The sequence below is a fragment of the Actinoallomurus acaciae genome (genome assembly GCF_042429965.1).
Taxonomy (GTDB): Bacteria; Actinomycetota; Actinomycetes; order Streptosporangiales; family Streptosporangiaceae; genus Actinoallomurus; species Actinoallomurus acaciae.
On record NZ_JBHLZP010000516.1, the window covers coordinates 1 to 9,134 of the forward strand.

7 protein-coding genes and 1 pseudogene are annotated in these 9,134 nt (G+C 72.7%); 2 read left to right on the forward strand and 6 right to left on the reverse strand.

The features are described 5' to 3' along the window. Both ACFFNX_RS40505 and ACFFNX_RS40510 read left to right on the forward strand, forming a co-directional pair. A partial coding sequence (locus ACFFNX_RS40505) for a hypothetical protein (RefSeq protein ID WP_378211488.1) occupies positions 1–555 on the forward strand: 555 nt, incomplete at its 5' end. A gap of 149 nt (positions 556–704) precedes the next feature. Further along, positions 705–2,123 carry a phospholipid carrier-dependent glycosyltransferase gene (locus ACFFNX_RS40510; RefSeq protein WP_378211489.1) on the forward strand — a complete coding sequence of 473 codons (1,419 nt, stop codon included), beginning with the start codon at positions 705–707 and terminating at the stop codon, positions 2,121–2,123. Here the strand turns inward: ACFFNX_RS40510 and ACFFNX_RS40515 are convergent. From ACFFNX_RS40515 to ACFFNX_RS40540, 6 genes and pseudogenes are all read right to left on the reverse strand, one after another. Next, positions 2,110–3,363: a glutamate-5-semialdehyde dehydrogenase gene (locus ACFFNX_RS40515; RefSeq protein WP_378211490.1), complete on the reverse strand. Its 1,254-nt coding sequence runs from the start codon at positions 3,361–3,363 to the stop codon at positions 2,110–2,112. The genes ACFFNX_RS40510 and ACFFNX_RS40515 overlap by 14 nt on opposite strands. Before the next feature lie 37 nt (positions 3,364–3,400). After that, positions 3,401–4,521: pseudogene (gene proB, locus ACFFNX_RS40520) on the reverse strand (glutamate 5-kinase). Between the two features lie 22 nt (positions 4,522–4,543). Next, on the reverse strand, positions 4,544–6,016 hold the full coding sequence (gene obgE / locus ACFFNX_RS40525; RefSeq protein WP_378211491.1) for a GTPase ObgE: 1,473 nt from the start codon (positions 6,014–6,016) through the stop codon (positions 4,544–4,546). 138 nt (positions 6,017–6,154) lie between these two features. Next, complete coding sequence (gene rpmA / locus ACFFNX_RS40530) at positions 6,155–6,412, reverse strand: 50S ribosomal protein L27 (protein ID WP_252778778.1); 258 nt, start codon at positions 6,410–6,412, stop codon at positions 6,155–6,157. Positions 6,413–6,421: 9 nt separating this feature from the next. After that, complete coding sequence (gene rplU, locus ACFFNX_RS40535) at positions 6,422–6,736, reverse strand: 50S ribosomal protein L21 (RefSeq protein WP_285585043.1); 315 nt, start codon at positions 6,734–6,736, stop codon at positions 6,422–6,424. 220 nt (positions 6,737–6,956) lie between these two features. Then, on the reverse strand, positions 6,957–9,134 hold a 2,178-nt coding region (locus tag ACFFNX_RS40540), incomplete at its 5' end, for an Rne/Rng family ribonuclease (RefSeq protein WP_378211492.1).

Here is a 9,134-nt window from a genome sequence, read left to right on the forward strand (position 1 = left end):
CCGCCCGCGACGGCGCGGTGGCGGCCGCTGGCCGTGGCCGCCGCCGCGGTGGCCGGCCTGACGACGCTCGCCGTCCCCACGCTGATCGGCTCCGAAGCCGGTGCGGCCTACGCGGTCACCCGGAACGCCGACGGCTCGATCACCGTGACGATCAAGGAGTTCCGGGCGTCGGCCCGGCTGGAGAAGGAGCTCGCGAACGACGGCGCCCGGACCGACATCACCTATCTGCCCCAGCACACGAGATGCGCCGGCGAGCGGGGGACCGTGGTCGGCCCGTCCCCTCCCCCGGACCCCGTCCGGCGCGCGACGAGGATGTCCGACCTCCCCAAGTCGTATCGCGACACGCTCGCGCACGAACCGCTCGTATGGGCCGAGCCGGGGCGGCCCGCGCGGGTGAACGTCTTCAAGATCTTCCCGCAGCGCATCGAACCCGGTCAGACGCTCGTGCTGGAGCTCGCCGAGTCCCACCGCACGAGACTGTGGAAGCTCGGGTCCTATGTGGTGAAAGGCCCGGTCCGGCCATGCGTGTTCGAGAACGACCCGTACTGGAACTGACCCGCGGGTGAGGGCGCCTCCCGGCACCGCGTAGCGCGCGCCCCCACCACTCTCCGAAGTCGCCGAACCGCCCCGCGGCCCTGAGCGGGGTGGCCGGTGACGCCCGTCCCGGCTCTATTGGACTTTATTATAATAAGGAGCTGATCGGTTTGCCGCAGCTCGTGGCCGACGCGGAGGCGCCGGTCTCCCCCCTGCCGTCCCGCCCACACGGCGGACGTACGCGGTGGGCGGCGCACGCGCCGTTCGCGGTCGTCCTCACCGTCGCGGCCGGGCTGCGGGCCGTGACGATGCTGGGATACCGGCCCGGCCGGATCTACTACATCGACTCCTACGAGTACCTCGACCTCGCGCTGCACCCGCGCCCCGGGACGGGCTTTCGCGGCATCGGCTACCCGCTGCTGCTACGCCTGCTCCTGCCGTTTCACAGCGTGCCCGTCGTGGTCGCGGCGCAGCACGTCCTCGGCCTCGCGACCGGCCTGCTGATGTACGCGCTGCTCCGCCGCAGGGGCGTGCCCGGCTGGGGCGCCGTGCTCGCGACGGTGCCCGTGCTGTTCGACGCGCAGATGCTCCAGCTCGAGCACGCCGTGCTGTCCGACACGATGTTCCTGTTCCTCGTGGTCGTCGCGGTGGTGACGCTGATGTGGTCGCCCGGCCGCCCGTCGGGGCGTGCGGTGGCGGGTGCGGGCCTGGCGCTCGCGCTGGCCGCGCTGACCCGGAGCGTCGGCCTGCCGCTGCTCCTGCTCGTACTGGCCTACCTCGCGGCACGCCGCGTCGGCGTGCGCCGGTTCGCCGTCGCCGCCGTCGCCGGGCTGCTGCCCCTCGCGCTGTTCGCCGGCTGGTACCGGGCCGACCACGGCCGCTTCGCCCTCTCCGGGACCGACGGGATCTCCCTCTGGGCGCGCACCATGACCTTCGCGGACTGCCACCGGATCCAGCCGCCGCCGGACGAGGTTCCGCTGTGCCCGAACGGCACCTGGCAGGACGCGGCATCCGAGTACGTGTGGGATCCCGGCGCGCCGATCAACCGCATGCCCGGGGGCGCCGCCGCGAACAACGACCTCGCCCGGTCGTTCGCGCTGCGGGCGATCCTCGCCCAGCCCCTGGACTACCTCGGCGCGGTCGGCCACGACGTCTCCCTGGCCTTCCACTGGACACCGGCCCGCCATCCCCGGCGCGTGACACCCGCGTTCGGCTTCGCGAAGGGCCGCTGGGCACCCACCGGGGTCCCGCCGTCGGCGCGGCGGCTCCTGTCCGCGTACGCCCCGGGCACCACCGGGGAGTACCACTCCGCCGAGCCGTACGCCGCCGTCCTGCGCGGCTACCAGTACCCCGCCTACCTGCGCGGCCCGTTCCTGGTGGCGATCCTCCTCGCGGGCGCGCTCGGCCTGCGGCGCGGCGCGCTGCTGCCCTGGGGCGCGGCGGTCACGCTGCTGGTCGTGCCGGTCGCGGTGCTCGACTTCGACCACCGGTACGTCCTGCCGGTCGTGCCGGTGGCCTGCCTGGCCGCGGCGCTGGCTCTCGCCGGACGGCGCGGTCCCGCGCCCTCGGACGAGGTCAGGCGCCCCTGAGGTGTCCTTCGCCGGTCACCACGTACTTGGTGGAGGTCAGCTCGGGCAGGCCCATCGGGCCGCGGGCGTGCAGCTTCTGGGTCGAGATGCCGATCTCCGCGCCGAAGCCGAACTCCTCGCCGTCGGTGAACCGCGTCGAGGCGTTGACCATGACGGCCGCGGAGTCGACCAGGGCCACGAACCGGCGGGCCGCCGGCTGCGAGGTCGTCACGATCGCCTCGGTGTGCGCCGAGCCGTACCGGCGGATGTGGGCGACCGCCTCCTCCAGCGAGCCGACCACGGCCGCGGCGAGGTCGAGGGAGAGGTACTCGTTCGACCAGTCCTCCTCGGTGGCCGCCACGATGTCGTCGCCGTACGCGCGCACCGCCTCGTCGCCGTGCACGGTCACGCCCTCGCGGCGCAGGGCCGCCAGGGCGCGCGGCAGGAAGTCGGCGGCGATGTCGCGATGCACGAGCACCGTCTCGGCCGCGTTGCACACCGACGGCCGCTGCGTCTTGGCGTTCACCAGGATGTCCACGGCCATGCCGAGGTCGGCGTCGGCGTCCACGTAGACGTGGCAGTTGCCGACGCCCGTCTCGATCACCGGGACGGTCGACTCCTCCACGACCGAGTTGATCAGCGAGGCGCCGCCGCGCGGGATCAGCACGTCGACCAGGCCGCGGGCGCGCATGAGGTATTTCACCGAGTCGCGGTCGCGGCCCGGGACGAGCTGCACGGCGTCGGCGGGCACGTCGGTGAGCGCGGAGCGCATGACCTCCACCAGCGCGACGTTGGAGTCGTACGCCGAGGAGGAGCCGCGCAGCAGCACGGCGTTGCCGCTCTTGAGCGTCAGGGCGGCGGCGTCGACGGTGACGTTCGGCCGGCCCTCGTAGATGATGCCGACGACGCCCAGCGGCACGCGGACCTGCCGCAGTTCCAGGCCGTTCGGCAGGGTGTAGCCGCGGACCGACTCCCCCACCGGGTCCGGCAGCGAGGCGACGTGCCGTACCGCGGCCGCGATCTTCTCGACGCGCTCGGCGGACAGGCTCAGCCGGTCGATCATGTACTCCGACGTGCCGGCCTCGCGGGCCCGGGCGACGTCACCGGCGTTCGCCTCGACGATCTCGGCGGACCGGGCGAGGAGGGCGTCGGCGATCGCGTGCAGCGCGGCGTCCTTGGTGGCGCGCGGCAGCGGGGCGAGCTCGGCCGCCGCCTGCCGGGCGCGCCGCGCCACGTCGAGAACCTGCTCCTGGGTGGTCACGTTGTCCCTCCTACCCGCCGCCGAGCGCGACGGTGCCTCAAGAGTTGGCCAGGACGACGAGGTCGTCCCGGTGGATGATCTCGCGTTCGTACTCCGGTCCGAGCTCGCGCGCCAGCCAGCGCGTCGAGCGGCCCATGAGGTCCGGGATCTCCCCCGCGTCGTAGTTGACCAGCCCGCGGGCGATCAGGCCGCCCTGCTCGTCGCACATGTCCACCGGGTCCCCGGCGGGTGGCTGAAGTCGCCCTCGACCCCGGTGATCCCGGCGGGCAGCAGCGACTTGCCGCGGCGTACGACGGCCTCGACCGCGCCCGGGTCGAGCCGTAGCCGTCCCTGGCCGGTCGTGGCGTGCGCCAGCCACTGACGCCGTGCCGAGGGCCGTGTCCCCGGCGGGTGGAAGTACGTGCCGGCGTCCTCACCGGCCAGCGCCGCGCGGACCGAGGCGGCGTCGGTCAGCACGACCGGCACGCCTGCGATGCGCGCGGCCTCCACCTTGGTCACCATGCCGCCGGTGCCGACCCGCCCGGAGCCGCCGAGGTGTACGCCGTCGAGGTCGGCGGGCCCGCGGACGTGCTCGATGCGGCGGGAGCCCGGCAGCCGCGGGTCGCCGGTGTAGAGCGCGTCGACGTCGGAGAGCAGGACCAGCGCGTCGGCGCGGACCAGGTGGGCGACCAGGGCGGTGAGCCGGTCGTTGTCGGCGAAACGGATCTCGTCCGTCGCGACCGTGTCGTTCTCGTTGACGATCGGCACGACGCCGAAGGCGAGGAGCTGTTCGAGCGTGCGACGCGCGTTGCGGTGGTGCGAGCGCCGCATCATGTCGTCGGCGGTGAGCAGCACCTGCCCGACGCCCAGGTCGTAGCGCGCGAAGGAGGACGCGTAGCGGGCGATGAGCAGGCCCTGGCCCACGCTCGCCGCCGCCTGCTGGATGGCCAGGTCACGCGGGCGTGCCGGCAGGCCGAGCGGGCCCATCCCGGCGGCGATCGCGCCCGAGGACACGAACACCACCTCGCGGCCCTTGGCCCCGTCCGGGCTCCGCCAGCCGGCCAGGGCGTCGACGAGCGCGTCGATGCGGGCGGCGTCGATCGCGCCGTCGGGGGTGGTGAGCGAGGAGGAACCCGCCTTCACCACCACGCGGCGGGCGCTCGTGATCGCGGTACGCATCAGCTCGTCGGCCTCCGGTGCGTCATCGGCCGTCCAGCCTGATATCGGTGCCCCGGCGGCCCAGCCCGCCCTCGGACCCGGCGAGGACCTCCGGCTCCCAGTCGAAGACGATCGAGTCGTCCTCGGTGCCGATGAGCACGGTCGCACCGGGCTCGGCCCCCGCCGCGGCCAGCCGCTCCTCGACGCCGAGCCGGGCCAGCCGGTCGGCCAGGTAGCCGACGGCCTCGTCGTTGGAGAAGTCGGTCTGCCGGAGCCAGCGGCGCGGCTTGTCCCCGGTGATCAGGAAGCTGCCGTCGCCGAGGCGGCGGACCTCGAACTCCGGCCCGCCGACCGGCGCCGGCCGGATGACCAGCCGGGTCGGCTCCTCGGCCGGCTGGGCGGCGCGGTGGGCATTGACCATCTCGGCCATCGCGAAGCCCAGCTCGCGCAGGCCCTCGTGCGTGGCGGCCGAGACCTCGAACACGCGCAGCCCGCGCTGCTCGAACTCGGGGCGTACGAGCTCGGCCAGCTCGCGGGCCTCGGGGACGTCGACCTTGTTGAGCACGATCACGCGGGGCCGGTCGGCCAGCGGCCGGTCGCCGAGGGCGTTGTAGGCCTCCAGCTCGGCCTCGATGACCTCGAAGTCGGAGATCGGGTCGCGCCCCGGCTCCAGGGTCGCGCAGTCGAGCACGTGCACCAGCGTCGAGGCGCGCTCGATGTGCCGCAGGAACTCCAGGCCCAGGCCCTTGCCCTGGCTGGCCCCCTCGATGAGGCCGGGCACGTCGGCGACCGTGAAGACGGACTCCCCGGCGCTGACCACGCCGAGGTTGGGCACGAGCGTGGTGAACGGGTAGTCGGCGATCTTCGGTTTGGCCGCGGACATGGCCGCGATCAGCGACGACTTGCCCGCGCTCGGGAACCCGACGAGCGCGACGTCGGCGACGGACTTCAGCTCCAGGACGACGTCGAGCTCGTCACCGGGCTCGCCGAGCAGGGCGAACCCGGGCGCCTTGCGCCGCGCGGTGGCGAGCGCGGCGTTGCCCAGTCCGCCGTGCCCGCCCTGGGCGACGACGAACCGCGTGCCGGCGCCGGTCAGGTCGGCGAGGACCTCGCCGTCCGCCGTCTTGACGACCGTGCCGTTCGGCACGGGCAGCAGGAGGTCGCCGCCGTTGGCGCCGTTCTTGTGCGCGCCCTGCCCCTGCTTGCCGCCGCTCGCCTTGCGGTGCGGGCGCTTGTGGTAGTCGAGCAGGCTGGCGGCGTTCGGGTCGACCTCGAAGGTGATGTCGCCGCCGCGCCCGCCGTTGCCGCCGTCCGGGCCGCCGAGCGGCTTGAACTTCTCCCGGTGCACCGAGGCGCAGCCGTTTCCGCCGTTGCCGGCCTGCAGATGCAGCGTCACCCGGTCGATGAACTGCGCGCCCTTGCCGCCCGGGGCACGGCCCCGGGCGCGGTCCTGGGCGTGGTCGTCCCGGTGGCCGTCGTGCTCCCCCGTCTCCGGGGGAACGGCACGATCCGGCATGGTTCCTTCTTCCTGTCGTGAAACACGACGAGGGCGGACCGATCAATCGGTCCGCCCTCGTCTCGAAGTCGTGCGTGCCATCCAACTCGGGCCCCCGGGTCGGGGCGCCCTCTGGGTCGGCACGGGTCGCCGGCGGACCTACTCCGCCGGAGGAACGATGCTGACGGCGCGACGTCCGCGGTAGCGGCCGAACTCGACCGCGCCCGGGATGAGCGCGAACAGCGTGTCGTCGCCGCCGCGCCCCACACCCGGACCCGGGTGGAAGTGCGTGCCGCGCTGCCGGACGATGATCTCGCCCGCGTTGACGACCTGGCCGCCGAACCGCTTCACTCCGAGCCGCTGAGCGTTGGAGTCACGGCCGTTGCGGCTGGACGAGGCGCCCTTCTTGTGTGCCATCTCTGCGACCTACTTTCCGGCCTTGATACCGGTCACCTTGACCTGGGTGTACGGCTGACGGTGACCCATGCGCCGCTTGTACCCGGTCTTGTTCCGGTAGTGCATGATGTTGATCTTCGGACCCTTGGTGGCACCGAGGATCTCGGCGGTGACCTCGTACTTGGCCACATCGGCGGGCGCGCTGACGACGTTGTCGCCGTCGACGACGAGCACTGCCGGCAGTGTCACCGTGGAGCCGACCTCACCGGACAGCTTGTCAACGGCGAGCACGTCGTCGACGGCCACCTTCTCCTGCCTGCCGCCGCAACGGACGATCGCGTACACCGCGGAACCTTTCCTTTGCGTGCCTCGGGCACGACTTACCGAACTGAAGCTCATTTCGGAAGCTGCTGCCTGCACCCCGTCGGGCGAGGGGCCTCAGGCGCGCTAACAACGGCGCGAGAGCGCCGGGCCCTCAGGATACCGGATCGGGAGCCCTGAGGTCGAACCGGACGCCATCGCGGTCGTGGACCGGCGTGAACGCGCCGATCCACGCCCTGGTGCGTCAGTCCGCCGCCGCCTCGGACTTGGCCCGCGGCGACCGGCGAGAACGCCGACGGCGCCCGTTGGCAGCGGGCTCGGAGTCGTTCACCTCGACGTGCTCGGCCGGGCCGCCGGGCTCGGTGGCCACGGCGGCGGGCTCGGCGCTGTGGCCGTTCTCCCCGGTGTCGGCCGCGGCGGGCTCCTTGGCCTCCGCCTTGGCGGCCTCCTTGGCCTCCTTTGCCTCCTTGGCGCGCTCGGCCTGGGCCACCTTGTCCTCGACGGCCTTCTCGACGTCGCCCTTGCGCTTGCGACGCCGGCTTGACCCGCTGGACTTCTCGGCCTTCGGCTCGACCGGCGACAGGGTCACGTGGATCCCGCGGCCGTTGCAGCACTCGCACGGCTCGGAGAAGGACTCCAGCAGGCCCCCGCCGACGCGCTTACGGGTCATCTGGACCAGCCCGAGCGAGGTCACCTCGGCGACCTGGTGCTTGGTGCGGTCACGCGACAGGCACTCGAGCATCCGGCGCAACACCAGGTCCCGGTTGCTCTCCAGGACCATGTCGATGAAGTCGATGACGATGATGCCGCCGATGTCACGCAGCCGGAGCTGGTGGACGATCTCCTCGGCGGCCTCGAGGTTGTTGCGGGTGACGGTCTCCTCGAGGTTGCCGCCCTGCCCGGTGAACTTCCCGGTGTTGACGTCGACGACCGTCATGGCCTCGGTGCGGTCGATGACCAGCGAGCCGCCGCTGGGCAGCCACACCTTGCGCTCCATGGCCTTGGCGATCTGCTCGTCCACGCGGTAGCCGGAGAAGACGTCCTCACCGTCGGACCAGAGTTCGAGCCGGTCGGCCAGGTGCGGCGCGACGTAGCCGACGTACTCCTTGACCATGTCCCAGGCGTCCTCGCCCTGGACGACGAGCTTGCTGAAGTCCTCGTTGAAGATGTCGCGCACGACCCGGATGGTCAGGTCCGGCTCGCCGTACAGCATGGCCGGGGCGTTCGCGGTCTTGGACTGGCGCTTGATGTTCTCCCACTGCGCGGACAGGCGCGAGACGTCGCGGGCCAGCTCCTCCTCGGCCGCGCCCTCGGCGGCGGTGCGCACGATCACACCGGCGCTCTCGGGCATGACCTTCTTGAGGATCTGCTTGAGACGCGTGCGCTCCTTGTCGGGCAGCTTGCGGCTGATGCCGGTCATCGAGCCGTCCGGGACGTACACCAGGTAGCGGCCCGGAAGCGAGATCTGGCTGGTCAGCCGCGCGCCCTTGTGCCCGAGCGGATCCTTGGTGACCTGGACGAGGACCGACTGGCCGGACTTCAGCGCCGACTCGATGCGGCGCGGCTGGCCCTCCAGCCCGGCCAGGTCCCAGTTGACCTCGCCGGCGTACAGCACGGCGTTGCGGCCCTTGCCGACGTCGACGAACGCCGCCTCCATCGACGGCAGGACGTTCTGCACCTTGCCGAGGTAGACGTTGCCGACGTAGGACTGGTGGCTCGACCGGTCGACGTAGTGCTCGACCAGCACGTTGTCCTCGAGGATGGCGATCTGCGTACGGTCGCCCTCCGAGCGGATCACCATGACGCGCTCGACGGACTCACGGCGGGCCAGGAACTCCGACTCGGTGACGATCGGCGGCCGGCGGCGGCCCTGCTCGCGTCCCTCACGGCGGCGCTGCTTCTTGGCCTCCAGACGCGTGGAGCCCTTGACCGCCTGCACCTCGTCCTCGGCGCTGCGGGGCTCGCGAACGTGCACGACGGTGTTGGGCGGGTCGTCGCCCGCGATGTCGTCGGACTCGCCCACGCCCGTACGACGACGACGGCGGCGACGGCGACGGCTCGAGGAGGAGCCCTCCTCGCCCTCGTCGCCGGACTCCTCGTCGGCCTGCTGGGCGTCCTCGTCGGTCTCCTTGCCGGTGTCCTCGCCATCCTGGCCGTCGCGCGCCTTGCCACGATCGCGGCCGCCACGGCGGCGCCGGCGGCGTCGGCCCTTGTCGCCGCCCTCGTCGTCATCGGCCTGGTCGTCGGCCTCATCGGCCTTCGGCGCCTCCTGCTTCGGCTCCGCCTTGGGCTCGGCCTTCGGCTTGGGCTGGCTCTCGGCCTTGGGCCGGCGCGGCGGGGCCTCCTCGGCGGGGATGGCCGGCGGCTGGAAGACGACCATCGGCGGCTGGAACGCCGCGTCGGGGACCTCGCTCTTGGGCGC